22 protein-coding genes are annotated in these 18761 nt (G+C 46.2%); 5 read left to right on the top strand and 17 right to left on the bottom strand.

Features of this window, described 5'->3' with window-relative positions:
* The first annotated feature begins 19 nt into the window (after positions 1–19).
* Complete coding sequence (locus AC9UH7_RS01485) at positions 20–664, top strand: thymidine kinase (RefSeq protein WP_509594123.1); 645 nt, start codon at positions 20–22, stop codon at positions 662–664.
* Positions 665–676: 12 nt separating this feature from the next.
* On the opposite strand, the gene AC9UH7_RS01480 is transcribed toward AC9UH7_RS01485, so the two are convergent.
* On the bottom strand, positions 677–1408 hold the full coding sequence (locus AC9UH7_RS01480; protein WP_509594121.1) for a DUF554 domain-containing protein: 732 nt from the start codon (positions 1406–1408) through the stop codon (positions 677–679).
* Positions 1409–1428: 20 nt separating this feature from the next.
* Here AC9UH7_RS01480 and yczE point away from each other — a divergent pair, with 20 nt between their 5' ends.
* Positions 1429–2094 (top strand): membrane protein YczE, encoded by a 666-nt coding sequence (yczE, locus tag AC9UH7_RS01475; RefSeq protein ID WP_509594118.1) that lies wholly within the window; start codon positions 1429–1431, stop codon positions 2092–2094.
* Between the two features lie 93 nt (positions 2095–2187).
* A complete protein-coding gene (locus AC9UH7_RS01470; RefSeq protein ID WP_509594116.1) occupies positions 2188–3681 on the top strand; it encodes an NCS2 family permease in 1494 nt (497 codons plus the stop codon).
* A 61-nt stretch (positions 3682–3742) separates the two neighbouring features.
* Here the strand turns inward: AC9UH7_RS01470 and AC9UH7_RS01465 are convergent, their stop codons facing one another.
* Positions 3743–4384: a uracil-DNA glycosylase gene (locus AC9UH7_RS01465; protein ID WP_509594113.1), complete on the bottom strand. Its 642-nt coding sequence runs from the start codon at positions 4382–4384 to the stop codon at positions 3743–3745.
* Positions 4365–5153 carry an ABC transporter ATP-binding protein gene (locus tag AC9UH7_RS01460; protein ID WP_509594110.1) on the bottom strand — a complete coding sequence of 263 codons (789 nt, stop codon included), beginning with the start codon at positions 5151–5153 and terminating at the stop codon, positions 4365–4367. The genes AC9UH7_RS01465 and AC9UH7_RS01460 overlap by 20 nt, the downstream gene beginning before the upstream one ends.
* An 86-nt stretch (positions 5154–5239) precedes the next feature.
* Here AC9UH7_RS01460 and AC9UH7_RS01455 point away from each other — a divergent pair, with 86 nt between their 5' ends.
* Positions 5240–5761 (top strand): ACT domain-containing protein, encoded by a 522-nt coding sequence (locus tag AC9UH7_RS01455; protein ID WP_509594108.1) that lies wholly within the window; start codon positions 5240–5242, stop codon positions 5759–5761.
* Between the two features lie 4 nt (positions 5762–5765).
* Positions 5766–6407, top strand: a complete 642-nt coding sequence (serB, locus tag AC9UH7_RS01450) for a phosphoserine phosphatase SerB (protein WP_509594105.1) — start codon at positions 5766–5768, stop codon at positions 6405–6407.
* Between the two features lie 2 nt (positions 6408–6409).
* Here the strand turns inward: serB and hisG are convergent, their stop codons facing one another.
* From hisG to AC9UH7_RS01380, 14 genes are all read right to left on the bottom strand, one after another.
* On the bottom strand, positions 6410–7255 hold the full coding sequence (gene hisG, locus AC9UH7_RS01445) for an ATP phosphoribosyltransferase (protein WP_509594102.1): 846 nt from the start codon (positions 7253–7255) through the stop codon (positions 6410–6412).
* A gap of 9 nt (positions 7256–7264) precedes the next feature.
* Complete coding sequence (locus AC9UH7_RS01440; RefSeq protein ID WP_509594099.1) at positions 7265–7528, bottom strand: phosphoribosyl-ATP diphosphatase; 264 nt, start codon at positions 7526–7528, stop codon at positions 7265–7267.
* Between the two features lie 20 nt (positions 7529–7548).
* A complete protein-coding gene (rpe, locus tag AC9UH7_RS01435) occupies positions 7549–8217 on the bottom strand; it encodes a ribulose-phosphate 3-epimerase (RefSeq protein WP_509594097.1) in 669 nt (222 codons plus the stop codon).
* A 9-nt stretch (positions 8218–8226) separates the two neighbouring features.
* The gene (locus tag AC9UH7_RS01430; RefSeq protein WP_509594094.1) at positions 8227–9591 is read right to left on the bottom strand and encodes an RsmB/NOP family class I SAM-dependent RNA methyltransferase; all 1365 of its coding nucleotides are present in this window, start codon (positions 9589–9591) and stop codon (positions 8227–8229) included.
* Entirely contained in the window at positions 9575–10480 is a 906-nt protein-coding gene (locus tag AC9UH7_RS01425) for a methionyl-tRNA formyltransferase (protein WP_509594092.1), read from the bottom strand. The genes AC9UH7_RS01430 and AC9UH7_RS01425 overlap by 17 nt, the downstream gene beginning before the upstream one ends.
* A complete protein-coding gene (def, locus tag AC9UH7_RS01420; protein ID WP_509594089.1) occupies positions 10480–11040 on the bottom strand; it encodes a peptide deformylase in 561 nt (186 codons plus the stop codon). The genes AC9UH7_RS01425 and def overlap by 1 nt, the downstream gene beginning before the upstream one ends.
* 20 nt (positions 11041–11060) lie before the next feature.
* Positions 11061–12941: a primosomal protein N' family DNA-binding protein gene (locus tag AC9UH7_RS01415; protein ID WP_509594087.1), complete on the bottom strand. Its 1881-nt coding sequence runs from the start codon at positions 12939–12941 to the stop codon at positions 11061–11063.
* Positions 12942–12944: 3 nt separating this feature from the next.
* The gene (metK, locus tag AC9UH7_RS01410) at positions 12945–14135 is read right to left on the bottom strand and encodes a methionine adenosyltransferase (protein WP_509594086.1); all 1191 of its coding nucleotides are present in this window, start codon (positions 14133–14135) and stop codon (positions 12945–12947) included.
* 3 nt (positions 14136–14138) lie between these two features.
* Positions 14139–15323, bottom strand: coding sequence for a bifunctional phosphopantothenoylcysteine decarboxylase/phosphopantothenate--cysteine ligase CoaBC (gene coaBC / locus AC9UH7_RS01405; RefSeq protein ID WP_509594084.1), 1185 nt, complete (start codon positions 15321–15323; stop codon positions 14139–14141).
* Between the two features lie 8 nt (positions 15324–15331).
* Positions 15332–15580 carry a DNA-directed RNA polymerase subunit omega gene (gene rpoZ / locus AC9UH7_RS01400; RefSeq protein WP_018207237.1) on the bottom strand — a complete coding sequence of 83 codons (249 nt, stop codon included), beginning with the start codon at positions 15578–15580 and terminating at the stop codon, positions 15332–15334.
* Positions 15581–15609: 29 nt separating this feature from the next.
* Positions 15610–16488, bottom strand: coding sequence for a guanylate kinase (gene gmk, locus AC9UH7_RS01395; protein WP_509594081.1), 879 nt, complete (start codon positions 16486–16488; stop codon positions 15610–15612).
* Between the two features lie 21 nt (positions 16489–16509).
* On the bottom strand, positions 16510–17211 hold the full coding sequence (pyrF, locus tag AC9UH7_RS01390; protein WP_509594078.1) for an orotidine-5'-phosphate decarboxylase: 702 nt from the start codon (positions 17209–17211) through the stop codon (positions 16510–16512).
* Entirely contained in the window at positions 17204–18154 is a 951-nt protein-coding gene (locus tag AC9UH7_RS01385; protein ID WP_509594076.1) for a dihydroorotate dehydrogenase, read from the bottom strand. Before AC9UH7_RS01385 ends, pyrF begins: the two co-directional genes overlap by 8 nt.
* On the bottom strand, positions 18151–18761 hold a 611-nt coding region (locus tag AC9UH7_RS01380), incomplete at its 5' end, for an iron-sulfur cluster-binding protein (protein WP_509594074.1). The genes AC9UH7_RS01380 and AC9UH7_RS01385, both read right to left, overlap by 4 nt.

The raw sequence follows: 18761 nt of genomic DNA, 5'->3' as shown, positions 1-18761 counted from the left end.
CTATGGCAAGATGCGCTCCATGGCCGAGCTGATTTATTACTGCGGAACAATGGACAGCGGTAAGTCCACGCTGGCACTACAAACTGCTCATAACCACCAAAGCCGTGGGCGCACTGGGTTGATTTTCACCAATAATGACCGCGCAGGAAGCGGAGTTATTTCTAGTCGTCTTGGGTTATCGAGCCCTGCAATTGAAGTAACCCCAGAAATGGATCTACATAAACTCGTCGTAGATCAGCTATCTATGGGCGAGAGAATTGACTACATCATTTGCGACGAAGCTCAATTCTATGAGAGCGCACAAATTGAGCAATTAGCAAAAATTGTTGATGGGTTAAGTATTGATGTTTATGCCTTTGGTATCTTGGCCGACTTTCGCACCAAACTGTTTCCAGGTTCGGCTCGCTTAGTGGAATTAGCCGATCGCGTTAACACCTTGCAGGTTGAAGCGTTGTGCTGGTGTGGGTCACGAGCAACGCATAATGCGCGCACTATTGGTGGCGTAATGGTGGTCGAGGGTGAACAAGTCGTTGTTGGTGATGTGACAGCCGGTGCTGATGTTGCTTATGAGGTTCTGTGCCGTAGGCACCACATGCGTCAAGTGACCGCACGCGTTTCTGGGGCTGCACACACCTCATCTATTCCACTTCCATTTAAGGAATAGAGTTGCTGACTCCTATATGGAGTGAATGACTAGAGCAAATACAGGGGCGATAGCTAAAGCAGGCAAGAGGTTTCCCACCGCGACGCTTTTGAGATTCAAGAGTTTCAAAGCAATGCAGAGCAACATAATTCCACCGACAACTGTCATCGCATCCATCTGATAACCGGAAAGAATTGCTCCCAATCCAAATCCGATCACGGTCCAAACACCTTGATAAATTCCTACAGGAATCGATGAGGCAGCCACGCCCCAGCCCAATGTTGTTGCAAAGGCCATAGCTGCAAAAAAGTCGAGTGTGCTTTTCAAGATTAACTGATCTATACCTGTTCCCATGCCATCACTAATGCTTCCAAGTATTGCTAGAGGTCCGATGGCAAATAACAATGAGGCGGTCACAAAGCCTTGAACAAATGATGAGTCACTAGAGGCATTGAACTTAACTCTGAGCTTCTCCCCTAATGAGTCCAATCTATTTTCTATCTTTAGGGCAGAACCAATTAGCCCACCAATTAAAAGAGAACCAAGGACTACGAGCAATGTCCAACCTTTAGGAAGTGCTTGGCTATAGCGATCTGACCATAATGGAATCAGGGCAGATGCAGCGCCCAGGAGAGTGACTAATCCCAAAACATCAGTCAATAGAGTTCTGGTCCGGCTATTCATTCGATTTCCGACAAGAACTCCAAGTGATGCGCCAGAAATGATGGCCAAAATATTTATTACCGTGCCAACACCAGGAAACATATGCTGATTATACTCATGCAATGTCGAACCCATTCATAGAGTTCCTGCGTCCTCACAAAACAGTTCCTCACACTCCATGGACTGCAACATCTAGATGGGATCTATCCCCCGTCAGAACTATTGTTCTTTTTTTTGGTCTATTCATTTTCGGACTTGGTGATTCGCTTTTAATCCAAAGCCAGATAGGTAATGCTCCATGGTCGGTATTAGCTCAAGGTGTATCAAATCGTCTTGATGTAACCATGGGTTGGTCTACTTTTGCCATCAGTTCGTTTGTTCTTCTACTGTGGATTCCATTGAAGGAAAAGCCTGGTTTTGGAACCCTTTCAAACATTGCACTCATCGCCATTGCAATACAAGTAGGCGTAACAATTTTTCCAGATCAAGATTCTCATCTTGCAGGCATTCTGTACTGTCTATTGGGTATTGCGATGGTTGGCTTGGGATCTGCTCTGTACATAACGTGTGGACTAGGTTCTGGTCCCCGTGATGGTTTGATGACCGCCCTTCATCACAAGTCAGGAGTTCGAATAGGCCGAGTCCGCATGGGCATAGAAGGCACGGTTTTGTTAGGAGGATGGCTTCTCGGCGGGACCGTTGGACTCGGTACTTTGCTCTTCGCCACGCTTATTGGGCAATCTATTGCCATTTCCCTGGGAGTCGTTTCACGACTTACCGGAAGGTAAGGCCTAGGCTCTAATCATCTTCCCAGGGTTGTGCGCCCTATCGCACACGGGGTCGCAAACACCCCCGTTAACAAAATTAGAAAGGCTCTACTCATGCTGGATTCGTATTTCAAAATCTCAGAACGAGGTTCATCAATAGCCCAAGAGGTTAGAGGTGGACTTGTTACATTCTTCACGATGGCATACATCGTGGCCCTCAATCCACTAATCCTCGCCACAACCGATGGTGCAGGACAATTTATCGGTGGTGGCGATAGAACTAACGCGATCATCATTGTTGCAGCAGGAACTGCATTAGTAGCAGGCATTCTGACAATTCTTATGGGCGCTGTTGCCAAATTCCCTCTTGCACTTGCTACGGGCTTAGGTCTAAACACCTTTGTTGCAGTTTCAATTGCAAAGAATTCAACCTGGGCACAAGCCATGGGATTGGTTCTGATCGAAGGAATTTTAATTCTGATTCTAGTTTTAACTGGATTTAGAGTCGCTGTTTTCAAGGCTATTCCAACCGCCCTCAAAGTTGCGATCTCTGTTGGTATCGGTTTATTCATTGCCTTGATTGGTCTAGTTGACGCTGGCTTCGTAAGAAGAACTCCAAACGTTGTGTGGGGTAGCAACAATTCCAAGCCTTCAGCGGTTCCACTAGAGCTTGGCGATGGTGGACAACTTGTTGGATGGCCAATTGTTGTCTTTGCTTTTGGTCTTTTCTTAACAATCGTTCTTATGATCCGCAAGATAAAGGGTGCGATTCTGATTGGAATCGTTTCATCAACAATTCTCGCCTTGATCGTTGAGACACGTTTTAAGATCGGAAACAGCTTTATTAGCCCTACAGAGTCCAATCCTCGCGGATGGGGTCTAAATACTCCAGCATTACCGAAGGACTCAACAGGTGCGCTCAACCTTGCTGACACACCACGCTTTGACACTCTTGGTTTAGGTTTCGAAGATATCTTCGGAGCATTCACTAATCCAAAGACAGGTGCTTTGGCGGCTTGCCTCCTAGTGTTCACACTGCTTCTTGCAGACTTCTTCGACACTATGGGAACTATGACAGCGATCGGCAATCAAGCTGGTCTAGTCGATAAAGATGGAAATGTTGAAGGCGCGAACAAGATCCTGATCGTTGACTCAGTTGCTGCTGCAGCTGGTGGAGCTGCCGGTATCTCTTCTAATACAAGTTACATTGAATCGGCATCGGGCGTAGGTGAAGGTGCACGAACGGGCCTAGCCTCAATCGTTACCGGTATCGCTTTCTTGTTAACGACATTCCTTGCACCTCTTGTAGCAATAATTCCTTATGAGGCTGCAACACCTGCCTTAATTATTGTTGGATTCCTAATGATGGGACAAGTAAAGAACATTGATTGGGATGATTTAGGTATTGGAATTCCAGCATTCCTAACAATCATCTTGATGCCATTTACTTACAACATCTCAGTGGGTATCGGTGCAGGCTTTGTTACTCACGTGGTAATCCGTTTAGTTCAGGGACGCGGCAAAGAAGTACATCCATTGCTTCTTCTCGTCTCAGGTCTATTCATGGTCTACTTCCTAGCCTCTCCGATTAATTCTTGGATTGGCTAGAAACTATTAGCAAGAAGGGCCCTCGGGAAACCGGGGGCCCTTTTCTATTACCTGAAGATGCTTACCAATTAATCACGCTTTGATTATCTGATAATAAAATCTGATTGCATCTAGAAAATGGCTTAGATCCAAAGAACCCTCTATACGCTGAAAGTGGGCTTGGATGGACCGATTCAATGCGCCTTTCTGCCGGGAAAAACGACGATAGCTCCCCCGCATTTTTTCCCCACAGGATTGCTACTACTTCGCGCTTACCTAATTCTTGAGCAATACTTTGAGTTACTTCCTGCCAGCCGAAGTCAGAGTGGGCAAGTGATGTGCCGACTTCTGTTGATAGAACTCGATTAACGAGTAGAACTCCCTGACTAAACCAATCTGTTAAATCCCCATCTAGCCTTTCGACCCCCACATCCGATGCTAACTCTGCAAAGATGTTTCGTAGAGAAGGCGGAAGAGGAGACACCGATTTATTGACTGAAAAAGCTAAACCATTTGCATGACCTTTTGATGGATATGGATCCTGTCCAAAAATTACGACTCGTGAACTTTCTATAGAGCGTGAAAGGGTTCTAAAAACACTTTCAAATTCAGGCGCACAATCAATATTGAGCAATCTTTCCTCAATCTGATCTATCAAAACTTTATGCTTACTAAGTACTAACTTCCAATCTGAGTGAAGTTGGTCAAATAGATGCGCGGGCAAAGTAGCGACCGCCTTCTGGAGTTACTACGATATTTGTTCCAAAAACGGCAGAAACATGCTCAGATGTAATAACTTGAGAAATCGGACCTGACACAGCGATAGCACCGTCCTTGAGCAAAAGTGCATGTGTCGTTCCCACGGGAATCTCTTCTATGTGGTGGGTGACCAAGATTGTCGCTGGAGCTGCGGGATCTGCGGCGAAGTTTGCAAAGCGTTGCAACAAATCCTCACGGCCCCCAAGATCTAAACCAGCAGCGGGTTCATCCAGGAGTAACAACTCAGGATCTGTCATTAGCGCGCGAGAAATTTGGACTCTCTTCTTCTCGCCTTCACTCAAAGTTCCGTATATACGGTCCCCTAACTCTCTTACGCCAAAAGTTGTCAACAACGCCATCGCACGTGATTCATCCCAAAGATCGTAATCTTCATTCCATCTGCCGAGAATCGCATAGGCCGCTGTTAGAACGACATCCTTTACTGTTTCATCGTAAGGAATATCTTCGGCGATAACCGAACCGCAGATACCTATACGTGTCCTTAGCTCGAACAAATCCACCGAACCCATTTGTTTATCTAATACGCTCACTACGCCGCTGGTGGGAAACATTTTTGTTGCAAGAATCTGCAAAAGGGTGGATTTTCCGGCTCCGTTAGGTCCAAGGACAACCCAACGCTCTCCTTGCGAGATGGAGAAGTTGAGCGGACCCAAGATGACTCGATCACCTCTGCGAACTGAGACATCGCTCAGGCTCAAAACCGTGGTACCCATAGATGCAAAAGATAGTGGCTAGATTGACGAAGAGGCCGCTAAGCCTCGCCTGAACATGTAGTGATTCACGATAACCTTGCCCTCTTATGACACAAATTAACGCTGATGCAGAGCAATTCACCGGACTAATCCTTTTAACTGGTACAGACAAGCCTGGGATTGCTGCCTCGCTTTTCGAGAGTTTGGCTCCGTTCTCTGTGGCAATAATTGATATCGAACAAATAGTGATCAACAATCGATTGATCTTGACCGTACTCATTAGCGCAAATCCTGCCCACCAAGGAGCAATTGAAGAGGATCTCAATCTTTGTGCGAGCTCACTTGATGTGGATATTGCAACCCTTTTTGGAAAAGGAGTACTGGCGCAATTGCCCAAGGAGTTAGTTGAAGTCCTAATCAGATCACCGAAATTACGTCCAAGTTCTCTCGCCCTCGTTTCACAGGCCATCACTCAAACGGGCGCAAATATTGTGAGAATCAATCGAGTCTCTGAGGACCCCACCTGTATTTCATTAATGGTAACTGGCGCACAACACAGTGCACTTGAACTCTCCCTTCAATCATTGATATTTGAAGATGCTTCTGTGATCGAAGTTAACAAAGTTTAATTACATGGCCTTCATCAAACGATTAGTTCAATTCGATGTTGATTCAACCTTTATTCAACAAGAGGCCATAGAGTTACTAGCTGCCAAGGCTGGCGTCCTTGATGAGGTATCAAGAATCACTGAATCAGCCATGCGTGGTGAAATGGATTTTGAGCAAAGTCTGCGCGCCAGAGTTGCTCTGTTGAAGGGCCTTGATCAATCTGTAATCTCTGAAGTTCAAGCAGAGATCACAATGACAGATGGGGCGCGTGAACTCGTTTCAACCTTACACTCAAAGGGACATAGTGTTTCCTTAGTCTCAGGCGGCTTCATAGACATTATCGAACCAATGATCAAGGAACTATCGATTCAGTATTTCAAAGCTAACAAACTTGAAATAATCAACTCAGTCCTAACCGGTGGTTTAGTTGGCCCAATTATTGACCGAGCCGCAAAAGGATCCGCGTTAATTGAATTTGCATCGATGAGTGGAGTAGAGATAATTCACACGGTCGCTATCGGTGACGGGGCTAATGACCTAGACATGATGGCCGCGGCTGGATTGAGCATCGCCTTTAATGCCAAACCCATTGTGATTGACGCTGCAGATCTATCTATAACCGAACCATCTTTGAGATCAGTTATTGATTTAATCCAATTACAGTAAAACTACAATCTGCAGGCGTGGATGTCTGTAACAAGAATTCCTCTTGCACCCAGCGCCCACAGCTCATCCATCACTTGATTAGTTTCTTTTCGCAAAACCATGGCACGGACCGCCACCCAATCCTGCTTTTGAAGCGGTGAGATAGTTGGGGATTCCAAACCAGGAGTTATTGCACAAGCTTTCTCAACCAACGACTTAGGAATGTCATAGTCGAGTAGGACATAACGCCTTGCAGTTACCACACCTTGCAGTCGACGGTTGAGAATCTCTAACTCTGCAGGTAAAGGTGAATTTCTTCGAGAAATTACTACGGCCTCACTTGTCAGTATTGGATCTCCAATTACCTTCAAACCTGCTTGTCGCAACGTGTTGCCAGTACTCACGACATCAGCGATCACATCAGCCACACCTAGTCGCACACTGCTCTCCACTGCCCCATCTAAACGAACGACTTCAGCTTTAATTCCCAGAGCATTAAGGCTGTGCTCAACAAGACCAGGATATGCAGTTGCTATTCGCTTTCCTGCAATGTCTTTCAATGACCAATCTGTATCGATGGGTACGGCGAATCGAAATGTGGAAACGCCAAAATCTAAAGACAAAATTTCTTCGGCCTGTGCTCCTGAATCAATCAAAAGATCGCGTCCGGTTATTCCAGCTTCCAACTCCCCTGATCCAACATATACAGCAATATCGCGAGGTCGTAGATAGTAAAACTCGACACTATTGTCATTATCGATCAGAACAAGATCGCGAGTATCTGATCGTTGGCGATATCCTGCTTCCTTTAGAATCTGAATCGAACTATCTGCCAATGAGCCTTTGTTCGGAACCGCTATTCTCAACATAGATTCCTCCTACAGAAACTTATAAATGTCGTTGATGGAAAGTCCTCGTGCCAGCATCAATGTCTGTAGGTGATAAATCAACTGACTGATTTCTTCTGCGAGAGCTTCATCAGATTCATGTTCTGCGGCGAGCCAGACCTCCCCAGCTTCTTCGAGAATCTTTTTACCGATACTGTGAATCCCAGAGTCAAGGGCAGCTACGGTGCCAGAACCTTCTGGACGGTTTGCTGCTTTCTCGCTCAATTCTGCCCATAAACTCTCAAAGGTTTTCATGCTCAAAGTTTACTAGAGACTCACTTATTCCCGCAGGCAGTTGCAAACTCTCGCAACGAGACCACCATCGCAGCGGGATCTGGTGCATTAAAGACAGCGCTACCGACTACAAATGTATCGGCACCTGCATCCAATGCGATTTCAATGGTTTTCATAGATATTCCGCCATCTACCTGTAACCAAATTGGCCTATCACCGATCATTTGTCGAGTACGGCGCACCTTATCCATCATGTCTTCCATAAAACTTTGTCCGCCAAAACCTGGTTCAACCGTCATGATCAAGAACATATCGACATCATCTATGACTGATTCGTATTGAGTTATGTCAGTCTTTGGCTTGATACCTAAGCTAGAGCGGGCGCCAGCCTTGCGAATATTTCTTAGAGTTTGTGGAATATTGGTCGTAGCTTCGGCATGAATTGTGACTGAGGCGCATCCAATTTCTGCATACTGAACTGCAATGTCATCTACTTGGGCCACCATTAGATGTGCATCAACGGGTAACACCGAGGAGGAGATAATTGACGAAGCTGCTGCGAAATCAAAAGTAAAATTTGGTACAAATATGTCATCCATGACATCCAAATGCAGAAGATCTGAGACCTTTGCTATTCGTTCGATTTCACTATTTAACTGAGAGAAATCTGCATTCAAAATGCTCGGAGTGATTCGGATTTCACGACTCATGGTCAAATCTTAACCAATGTCTTTCCGGAACAGCGCTAAGTACATTGCATCCGTGCCATGCTTATGGGTCCAAAGTGACATTGCACCATCTCTTGTGGCCTCTTTCAGATTCTCCGGCAAGTACTCCTCTACTGGAACCTGAGTTAAATCAGAATGCTTCTTCTTAACATCTGCGATTTGGATAGTCGTTTCAGCTAGATGAGGCGAACACGTTGCATATCCCAAAATACCACCGGGATTAAGAGCCTGAACTGCCGAGTCAATCAGTTCGCGCTGCAATTGGGTGAGCGCTCTTAGATCCTGCAAGGTTCGTCGCCATCGAACTTCGGGTCGACGTCGTAATGCTCCAAGACCTGTGCATGGTGCGTCAATTAAAATTGCATCGAATCTTTCACCAGAGGATCCAATAGTTCGACCATCAGAGACCAAAACCTTTGCTCCTTGAACAACCTGTCGAACAAGCTCAGCTCGTGCCTCTGAAATTTCGTTTGCTACAAATGTAATCCCTTTACCTCGTGCAATATTGGATAACAGAGCGGCTTTACCGCCTGGTCCTGCACAAAGATCTAACCACTTGGCCCCACCTGCTGCTTTTGTGAAAACTTCAGCAACAAGTTGAGACCCTTCATCCTGAACACCAATTTTTCGCACCTTTATCAAATCTAAGAGGCCAGGATTACCCTTCCAGTGAGCACCAAAGGAAGAGAATTCCGTTGGCTCAGCACCAATTTCGATTAAGTCCTGTTGATTAGATAGACCTGGCCATGAGACCAAGGTCGGTGTTGCTGGCTCATTGTTTATTTTTAAGGCTAATTCAACTTCGGGCCAACTTTTTAAGAGATCAAAGTATGCAGACACAATCCATTCTGGATGTGAAAATCTGATTGATAGTCGCTCAACTGGGTCAGTCATGTCATCTAAAGGCGTAAACCAATCTTCCAATGATTTACGAGTCACACTGCGCAAAAGAGCATTAACAAAACTTGCCTTTGACTCTCCAATTCTCTTTCTTGCGACCTCCACCGTTGCAGCAACTGCGGCATGGTCCGGAATTCTCATTTCATGAATTTGGTGAACGCCAAGTCGACAGATATCCACGATACCTGGGTCAACCTCTGACCAAGGACGATCACTGATTTGGGCCAGAACCCAATCGTGTTTTCCTTGCATACGTATCGTGCCGTAGAAAAGCTCCGTGACTAGAGAGCGATCGCGCTCATCTAGTTTGCTGGCATTGAGTGCTTGCGGCAACAATAAGTTCGAATATCCCTCTTTGCGATTAACTTCAGTTAACAGGTCAAAGGCCAACAATCGTGCTGCATCTGGTTTTGGCGATTTGAAGGTATTGCGCCGAGCCTCAACCAAAGACTTCACCAATATTCAAACGTGCTCCACGTGCCCAATCAATCGCATCCATCTCTTTCTTACCTGCCGGAACAACTCGGAGAATCTCCAGTGATCCATTTTCACAAGAAACAAATACAGATTTATCAATTATGGATACTTCACCTGGCGTTCCCATCAAAGAACTGGGCTTACCTGTAGAACAAATTTTGAATGGCTCACCTCTCCATAGGGTCCAAGCTCCGGGCTCGTATGTGAATGCCCGAACAGCATTAGAAATGTGCGTTAAATCTTTTGTGAAATCTAGCCGTGCCTCTGCCTTCTCAATTTTTGCCGCTATAGAAACATCGCCATCTTGCGCCTTAGGTAAATCTCCATTTTTAATCATTTCTAGGGATCTCTGCACAACGCTCGGTCCAAGGTCGGCAAGATGTCTAAGTAACTCAAAACTTCGCCACGACGGTTCTATCTCTAAGGTTTCTTGGGCGAATATTGGACCTGTATCCATTCCCTTTTCTAACTGGAAAACGGATACGCCAGTCATCGTGTCACCATTGAGCAGAGCTCTTTGAGCCGGTGCTGCTCCTCGGTATGCAGGTAGTAGGGAAAAATGCAGATTCAGAAAACCAAATTTAGGCAGAACTAAAACGTTGAGTGGTAGTAGAACGCCATAACCGATTGTTAGGACTAGATCTAGATGCTCTATCTTTCCAATGAGTTCCTGTGATTCCTCAGGCTTTAAGACGGCAATCTGCTTTGTCTCAGCCCAATCTGACACCGCCGATTGCTGGAGTAGTCGACCTCGACCAGCAGGTCTGTCAGGTTGGGTAATAATCAGATCAATCACATGCTCGGATTGGAGCAACCAATTCAAAGTTGGTATTGCTACATCCGGAGTAGCCGCTACTCCGATACGCACTAAGAAATCCGTCCGAAAAATGAATGTGGAGAATCTTTCACCTGAATAGAGCGTCCTTGTTCGGCCGCAAGATTAAACCAATCAGACTCACGAATCTCCTTCATGGCTAATTTGCGGTCCTCTGGAAGCAATTTATCGATGAAGAGTATTCCGTCTAGATGGTCTGTCTCGTGCTGCAACGCTCGCGCTAGGAACTCAGAGCCCTCAACCATGATTGGCTCGCCATACATATTAAATCCCCTTGCTACAGCACGCATAGCCCTTGGAGTTTCATATCGTAACTCCGGAAAAGAAAGACAGCCTTCTTCTCCCTCTTGCATCTCTTCACTCAGGGTTAAAACCGGATTGATCAGATGACCCAACTGCTCATCTACATCCCAGACAAACACTCGAAGCGGAACTCCTATTTGTGGAGCAGCTAATCCAGCACCCGGTGCATCAAGCATGGTGTCGGTAAGGTCTTGAACTAATACGCGCAATTCTTTATCGAAATCGGTAACCAAAGATGCCGGTGTCGTAAGGACCGGATCACCAAAGAACCTAATTTCTTGAATAGACATGTCCGTATTCTAGCAATTCATTACAGCGAATACGGCTCAACTCTGAGGGTGAATAGATCTTTCTTGGCAATACTCCGGCGACGCTGAAGTTCATGGACAACTTCAATGAGTTTTCCAGAATCCTCCATGTCTGAATGGATGATTATCTTTACCTGTCCCTTCGCAATTTCCGTAGGACCATAAACTTTAGTTGATGTGGGCAATCTTCCATCGGTTACTGACTTTCTTAGCCCATTCACAATCTGGACTCCAATGAGTTTATCCATGGCCAGAGCGACAGAAAAGACTGTTGGCGGTAAACGAAGTTCTGCGCGATCACTTAGTTCGCGCTTAATCAATGGCGCAACATTCCATCTGGCGATTGCAGCCGTTATAGGGTGTGAATCATCGATTACTAAAAGTACTGAGCCCTGAGCTGATATGAGCGAAGAAGTTTCCAGAAATAACTCTCGTGCTCTCTCCTGTGTTCGCAAATCTGTGTGAGAAAAAAATCGCATGCCATCTAGAATCACAACCGCTGCATAGCCTCCTTCTACCAAAGGTTGAGCACCCGCCGTTGCGAGGATAAGCGAAGGTTTAGATTCGACTCGATCCTTAATTACATCCCCAGCGCTGACAATGACGGGATAGTTGGGAAAAGCACGCGAGATTTCCTCTGCTGCACGCTCAATACCCCGCCCAGCTAAATACTGTTTATCACGGTTACAAAAAGTGCACTTCCAGTCCGAAAATGCGGTCCCGCAATGCACGCATGTCGGTGCTTGGTTCTTTGCTGCTACCGACAATCGTCCTCCACAACCGCATGTGGCAACGTTTCTACAATGAGAACAAAGGAGTGCATTTCCATACCCCTTGCGCGGTGCAATAAAAAGAACAGGACCTGTTGATAACGCCTTTTTTATGTCAGCAAAGATTCGCCCTGGTAAAAGAGTGCCATCGGTGGGAGTAAAGGCTTTAACATTGACAACTTCTTTGGCATTGAAGTATTTAACTTCTCGATCTTCAATTAATTGTGAAACATCAATGGATGGAGAAAAGCCAGTAAGGATGAGCTTGACAGATTCTCTCTTGGCTCGCATAAGAGCAACAGTTCTAGAATTCCATCCCGGAGACCTGACTTCATAATGATCAGGCGATGATTCTTTATGAATTATTAACGTAGACAGATCCTTCATTGGAACAAAGACCGAACTGCGAGTTCCGATAACGACATTGTTGCTGCCATGCATGGCTACTAGAAAGTTACGATATCTCTCTTCTCGGGGCATAGCTGCCGTGATCTTCAGAGCTTGCATGCTCCTCCTAGAAAGAGCGTCAATCACCAGATCAACGTCCTTTTCATCCGGTGCAACAATAAGAACTGAGCCAGTCAATGGATTGTCTGCAACCATCGCTGCAATCTGATCTTGGGCTGTTTTAAAAGGAACAAGAGTCCTGAATTCGACTGAGAACTTAGCTGCGACTGACACGTTAAGAATCTCTTGCTCGAAACCTTTATCAATCGAAGCCACCCGTGGTGGAATAGCCGAGCGAATAACATCCCAAGGATTGCAGGCATAATGCGCTGCAACATCATTAATCAAGGACAAACTTTGTAGGGTAGCTATCGGTAATGGTGAAAGCACTTTGGAAATACTCTTCAACTCCCCCGCTCTCTCCGGAGATGCAACACGCTCAACGACTATTCCTTCAGTTTCTCGACCTCCGAAAGGAAGTTGAACTCGCACTCCTGTTTGGACTGAGGAACTAAGTTTTTCGGGGATCTGATAGTCATAGATCTGATCCAAATGAAACACACCAGTGTCTACGCGCACGCGCGCGAAAGGGGAAACCGAAGCTATAGGCCCAGAAGTCGCAGCAGCAACTTCAGCCTTTAGTCGAAATAGCTTCGCTGCAGCCACCGACTACTTGATTGCGTCTTGGAGCGCGCTTACTCGATCTGTTTTTTCCCACGCAAACTCAGGAAGTTCACGACCGAAGTGCCCGTATGCACTTGTGAGCGAATAGATAGGACGAAGCAAATCGAGGTCTCTAATGATGGCTGCTGGTCGAAGATCAAAGACTGATAGAACCGCGTCTTGAATTTTCGCTACAGGCACTTTCTCAGTTCCAAAAGTCTCTACGAAAACGCCGACAGGCTGTGCTTTTCCGATGGCATATGCAACCTGAACCTCACATCTAGTCGCTAGCCCGGCTGCAACGACGTTTTTTGCTACCCATCGCATTGCATATGCAGCTGAACGGTCAACCTTAGAGGGATCTTTTCCACTAAATGCTCCTCCTCCGTGTCGAGCCATGCCGCCATACGTATCCACAATAATCTTGCGACCAGTTAAACCCGCATCTCCCATCGGGCCACCAATAACAAAGCGGCCGGTTGGGTTAATCAATGTGCGAAGTTCTGACTTCGGTAGATCTATCGTCGATAATATTGGGTCAATCACATACTCAATGATTTCAGGAGTTAACTTTTTAACTACATCAACTTCTTCTGCGTGCTGACTTGATATAACAACAGTATTCAGCGCGATCGCACGATCACCGTCGTACTCAATGGTTACCTGAGTTTTGCCGTCTGGTCGCAAGTATGGCAAGGCTCCTGATTTACGAACTTTAGTTAACTGCTGAGCTAAAGCGTGAGCCAGCCAAATAGGTAAAGGCATTAATTCTTTAGTGTCATCACATGCATATCCAAACATCAGGCCTTGATCGCCAGCGCCCTGTAGATCCAAAGGATCAACAGCCGAGGCAACTCTATGTTCATATGCATCATCGACACCCTGTGCGATGTCTTGAGATTGCTGTCCGATGGAGATGGAAACACCACAACTATTTCCATCGAAACCTTTATCAGATGAGTCATAACCAATATTTAGAACTGTATCTCGCACAATGCCCATGACATCTGCATAACCATTTGTAGTCACCTCACCAGCAACGTGTACTTGTCCGGTTGTGATGAGAGTTTCAACCGCAACGCGGCTCTTGGTGTCTTGAGACAAGAGTGAATCCAGAACTGCATCCGATATAGCATCGGCAATCTTGTCTGGGTGACCTTCAGTTACTGACTCTGAGGTGAAAAGGCGCTTTGACATTGTTCAACCTAACTGCCGGATGGCGTGATCAAGAAGTAAATTTCCGAGAGCGTCTTTGGAGACTTCCTTGACCGCTATATCCGCATCATTGCGTAGGAGAATGGTACCCATAGTTTGCTCTTGACCAAATATCGCCCCGCCTGAAACGTCGTTGACATAAATCAGATCAAGCCCCTTTGCTTCGAGCTTTCTGCGGGCTTCTTGCAGATGGTCCTTGGTTTCAGCGGCAAAGCCAATGACTATTTGATTCTGCTTGATAGAGGCTAACGAGGCTAGTAAGTCTGGATTCTCCTCTAGTTCAATGCTACCCAGGAGGGCTTTTTTGATTTTATCTAATGACAAATTCTTAGGTTTCGCATCTGCCACAGCAGCACTCATGATTAAAACATCACACCGAGGGAATTGCTCTAGCAACACAGCCTGCATATCAGAGGCACTTTCAACTTTGCTCACTTCGATTCCATCTAGGTTGGAGGTCTCAAAGTTTGCTGCAATGAGATGAACCTGCGCCCCGCGATTACGAGCCGCCAATGCAATTGCAATACCCTGTTTCCCAGAAGACTTATTTCCTATGAATCGAACTGGGTCTATCGCTTCTCTTGTTCCACCTGCCGTTACCAGAATGCGTCGACCAACTAGGTCCTGAACATTTCCTGTCACATCATCAAATTTCTTGATGATCGCTGGCACCTCTGGAAAGCGGCCAGGTCCGATATCACTTCCAGTTAACCGGCCAACATCTGGCTCCATAACAATGAATCCACGGCTACGCAATGTCGCAACATTTGAAACTGTAGCCGGGTCTAACCACATCGAAGGATGCATAGCCGGAACCAACATCTTCGGAACATCTGAAGCAAGTACCAAATTTGTTAAAAGATCATCTGCTCTTCCAGCAGCAAGTCGTGCAATGAGATCCGCGGTGGCAGGTGCGATAAGGAAAAAGTCTGCGGTTTCGGCAATTTTAATGTGAGGAACTGTATGAACGTTTTCCCAGACCTGTGTGTTCACAGGACGACCAGACAAAGCTTCCCAGGTTGCTCTCCCAACAAAGTTAAGCGAAGAGGGGGTAGGGACTACAGTTATTGTGTATCCACGGTCCTGTAACCGACGCAGGAGTTCACAGGATTTATATGCCGCAATACCGCCACCAACGCCGAGTACTACCTCACGGCCAACCAGTGACATATGAGAAATTAAGCTGTTGGCTCGAGATTTTCGATTGTAAGAAGTCCTTCATTGATCTCGCGAAGTGCGATTGATAGAGGCTTCTCATGTACATGCGTCTCAACTAGAGGTCCGACGTACTCGAGCAGGCCCTCTCCTAGTTGGGAGTAATAAGCATTGATCTGACGAGCGCGCTTTGCCGCATACAGCACCAGGCTGTACTTGGAGCCACTCTTGTCTAGAAGTTCGTCAATTGGTGGATTTGTTATGCCATCCATGGTGTCCCCGCTTCGTTGATCAATAAACCTTATGAATTCTGGGATAACTCTATCAGTTTTCCGACCACGCTCTCGACCTGGTCATTCACCAGAACTACATCGAAAAATGAGGCCGCAGCCAGCTCCTCCTGAGCCAATCTCAACCTTTCGGCTCGTCTATCAGGCCCATCGGTACCGCGACCCTCAAGCCTTGAGACCAACTCTTCCCATGAAGGTGGTTCCAGAAAAATAAGCACTGATTGGGGTAGATGAGCTTTAACTTGCTTTGCACCTGCAATCTCAATTTCCAGTAGAACGTTCTTTCCAAGAAGCAAGGCGTGTTCAACTTTCTCCTGCGGAGTCCCATAGCGATTTCCCGCGAATTCTGCCCATTCAAGAAATTCTTTAGCATTGATCATTCTCGTGAACTCTTCTTCGCTCACGAAAAAGTAGTCCTGACCATCAACTTCATTCGCCCTTGGCTTCCTCGTAGTGGCACTAACGCTAACCCAGAAGTCACCTGCCTCTCGCAACTCCTTGGCGACCGTACTCTTACCTACACCTCCGGGGCCAGACAAAACTAAGAGTTTTCCGGGCTTAACAGCATGTTCTGACTTCATAAACTCCTCGCGCAATTGTTTGATTTGAACGCGACCTAATCCCTGCATTCTACGAGTTGGAGAAATATTTAATCGCTCCATCAGAGTTTGTGCCCTTATCTTCCCAACTCCCGTTAAGGATTCAAGTAATTCTTTCACGCGCATCTTTGCAATCGCATCATCATTCTTTGCAAGATCCAAGATAGTGTCGATTGAGAATTCGCCAGTTCTAAGCTTGAGCTTAACTTCTGCTCTACGCTTTCTAGACGCAGCAGCTTTGAGCAACGCTTCTTGGCGCTGTTCAAGGGTTAACTGTGGTGGCAATCCCATAGGGTAAATCTAGCGTTTAATCTAGATAAGTTCTGAGGCTATTTGAGCGGCGCGATCGCGCATCGCACTGGCACCGTGACTCCAACTCTGAGTGATCGGACGCCCAATCACAACAAAGTTTGCTCCGGCGTTAATGGCCTCTTTAGGCGTCATAGTTCTGACTTGATCATCACCTGATGTGGAATCGGCCGGACGCACACCAGGAGTAATAATGATTGGCTCAGAACCAACTTGAGCCCTAATTGCTTGGATCTCTAGTGGTGAACAAACAATCGCCCCTGCTCCGGCTCTAACAGCAACCTTGGAAAGAGCCAGAACCGAATCCAAAGCGTTCGCTTTGTAGCCTATTTCGACAACATCATCTTCAGAAAGGGAAGTAAGGATGGTTACTCCCGTTATATCAGTTAAAGGAAGTGCGTCGACTGCTGCCTTAATCATGGCAAAACCACCCGATGCATGCACCGTTAGAAATCGAGGCGATAAATGAGCCACTGCTTTTGCTGCACCACTGACCGTGTGGGGAATGTCGTGCAACTTTAAATCAAGAAATATCTCAGAATCGGTGACATCTTTCACCGCTTTCACGCCATCGCTTCCAAAAGTCAAAAAGAATTCTAAGCCAAGTTTGTAAACAGAAACAAGATCCTTGGTTGACTTCACCCATTCAATTGCAGTGGCTAGGTCAGGTGTGTCAACGGCTAAAATGATTGGGGCTTTAGGCATTTGATTCCTCGGTCTCTGGGCGATGTGCGAAACCGACCGCTTGCTTAAGAGAAGTAAAGCCACGATCAATGAGAAGTTGTTTTAATTCACTTTGAATCTTCATGATGGCCGTTGGATTGCCAAAACTTGCAGTGCCGATGGACACTCCGCTCGCTCCAGCTAAAATCATTTCAAGTGCATCTTTTCCTGACGAAACACCTCCCATTCCCAAGATTGGAACCTTAGGAAGTGCTGCATGAACTTGATAAACCGCTCTTACTGCAATTGGTCTAATCGCAGGTCCAGATAATCCACCGGTCTTGCCCCCCAAATGAGGGCGCATCGTGTCAACGTTAATCACCATTCCGAGAACGGTGTTTATTAGTGCCAAACCATCTGCGCCTGCGTCAACAACGCCACGAGCAATCGAAACAAGATCTGTAACATCTGGGGAAAGTTTTGCAATTATTGGTAACTCTCCCCCGATAATTCTGCGAACTCCGTCAATCACTCTTCTAGATGCTTCAGGATCACACGCGAAAACTAAACCTCTATTTTCAACATTAGGACAAGAAATATTGACCTCTAATGCACTGATGCCTGAAACTGAGCGGAGCTTTCTAGCAAGGGTTGAATACTCCTCTACAGTCTCCCCTGCTATAGAAACGATAATGCGCGCTTTCTGCTCGACTAAGTAAGGAATGTCCTTTGCTATGAAGGCATCGATTCCAGGACCTTGTAAACCTATTGAATTCAGCATCCCACTGGGGGTTTCAGCCATCCGTGGAGTTGGACGACCGTTGCGAGCCTTGGACATAACCGACTTAGTTACAACTCCACCCATTTCACGAAGCGGAAAAAATTGAGCCAATTCACGACCTGAGCTAGCGCATCCACTTGCAGTAAAAGTTGGAGCGGGAAACCAGGTATTACCTATCGTGGTTGAAAAATCCAATGAACTCATAATTGTTTACCAACCTGACTCCACTGAACTTTTGATCCATCCATTACTGGTCCATCTATACATGAGCGAAGCATCGAAACAGTTCCATCCTCATTTTCAACAGGAAGGACACAGGTCATGCACACACCGATTCCACATGCCATAGCTTCTTCAACTGCGCATTGATGAACTACCGAAAACTCATCTGTAATCTTTGTAATGGCAGACAACATAGGCATAGGTCCACAGGAGTAAACAACAGCAATGTTTAAGTCTTTAATAATCTCCGGAATCGGATCTGTGACTCTGCCTGCTTGTCCCATTGAGCCATCTTCCGTGTAAATTCGCATCGAGTTAACAGCTCTCTTACCTTCCATCGGTGCATAGATCTTTGATGCAGTACTTGCACCAAGCAACATATCTACTCGGCAGCCTCTCGCATTAAGAACCTCAGCCAAGCCAAAAAGTGGTGCCGAGCCATAACCACCACCAACTAATAGAACCGGAACAGCTTCTGTGGGAATACCGAAAGAGGTTCCAAGAGGTGCAACGATGTCCAAAACAACACCTTCACCTTGCGCGCATAACCACTTACTTCCCTGGCCGTGTGGAGCAACTATAAGTTCCA

It is taken from the genome of Candidatus Planktophila sp., from assembly GCF_044348745.1.
In the GTDB taxonomy this organism is placed as follows: Bacteria; Actinomycetota; Actinomycetes; order Nanopelagicales; family Nanopelagicaceae; genus Planktophila.
Note: the sequence above shows the minus strand (reverse complement) of the source record. Positions and strands in the feature narration are given on the sequence as shown.